Origin of the sequence: Salinivibrio sp. MA427, assembly GCF_001996115.1 — a bacterium.
Taxonomy (GTDB): domain Bacteria; phylum Pseudomonadota; class Gammaproteobacteria; order Enterobacterales; family Vibrionaceae; genus Salinivibrio; species Salinivibrio costicola.
On sequence record NZ_MUFH01000482.1, the window covers coordinates 1 to 1,179 of the forward strand.

The window sequence follows — 1,179 nt, forward strand, 5'->3', positions numbered from 1 at the left end:
GTTCTAACCGGGGATAATGCGACGATAATACTTTATCAATATCTAACATAAGCAGCCCTGCATACAATAAAGCGCACCTGAAAGGTATCCAGGTATCCTTATCTCAGCCTAGAGCGTGAAGGTGACATCTCCTTGGCAGCACAGTTGCAAACTGATGACAGCATGGCATAGTGAGGCCCGTATTTACGTCGTTATCGGCGGCTACCGCACTTATACAAAAGGAAGGCTAACTGTATGGCGTTGCATTATGAGATTGTGCCGGTCACGGCATTTCAACAAAACTGCTCGATTATTTGGTGCGATCAAACTCAAGACGCAGCGATCGTCGACCCAGGTGGTGACGTGGCTAAAATTCGCCAAGTGATTCATTCACTCAATGTCACCGTGACGAAAATCCTTCTTACTCACGGCCATTTAGATCACGTGGGTGGCACAGTAGAATTGGCTAACGCGCTTGATATTCCGGTGATTGGTCCGCACAAAGAAGATGCATTTTGGTTACAAGCCTTACCGGCGCAGGCACAAATGTTTGGTTTTGCCCACGCCGAGCCGTTCGAGCCGGATCAGTGGTTAGTGCAAGGTGATACGGTCACCGTCGGCAAGCATACTTTGTCGGTCTTATTTACCCCCGGGCATACGCCAGGACATATTGTCTTTGTGGATGAAGAAAGCCGTACCGCATGGGTAGGCGATGTGTTATTTAACGGTGGTATTGGCCGTACCGACTTTCCAAAAGGCGATCACGCGACCTTGATTGACGCCATCAAGAACACGCTGCTTCCGGTGGGAGATGATGTGACTTTTATTCCCGGCCACGGACCCACCTCAACGCTGGGCCATGAGCGTAAAACCAATCCTTTTCTTACCGGTGCTTTCTAACCCTTTTCACTAAACTGGCTTGTACTCATAGTACGGGCCAGCTTGTTTGTTTAGAGCTTGTTTGTTTAGAGCTTGTTTGTTTTGTTTAGAAGAGCCTATTTGTCCCAAGACCATTATTGCGTACTGGCAGCAGCCAGATAGCGTCTTGTCACCCCGATAAAGTCTTCTAGGGGGCGATCGAGTAAGTCTTCGCTGATAAAAATGTCATAACCTAACAATTCGCGCATATATCGCATACGATTGGCCAACATCGCCATCAGACCTTTATAAAGCACACCATTGGCACCACGATATGGGGTG

2 protein-coding genes are annotated in these 1,179 nt (G+C 48.2%); one reads left to right on the top strand and one right to left on the bottom strand.

The features are described from left to right. Nucleotides 1-234 precede the first annotated feature (234 nt). On the top strand, nt 235-879 hold the full coding sequence (locus tag BZG79_RS15770) for an MBL fold metallo-hydrolase (RefSeq protein ID WP_077460613.1): 645 nt from the start codon (nt 235-237) through the stop codon (nt 877-879). A gap of 113 nt (nt 880-992) precedes the next feature. Here BZG79_RS15770 and BZG79_RS15775 read toward each other — a convergent pair. Next, a partial coding sequence (locus tag BZG79_RS15775) for a DUF2982 domain-containing protein (protein ID WP_199878085.1) occupies nt 993-1,179 on the bottom strand: 187 nt, incomplete at its 5' end.

Bases quoted from the DNA above. Each gene is read 5' to 3' on its own strand.
- BZG79_RS15770 (WP_077460613.1), top strand. From the start codon at position 235: ATGGCGTTGCATTATGAGATTGTGCCGGTCACGGCATTTCAACAAAAC.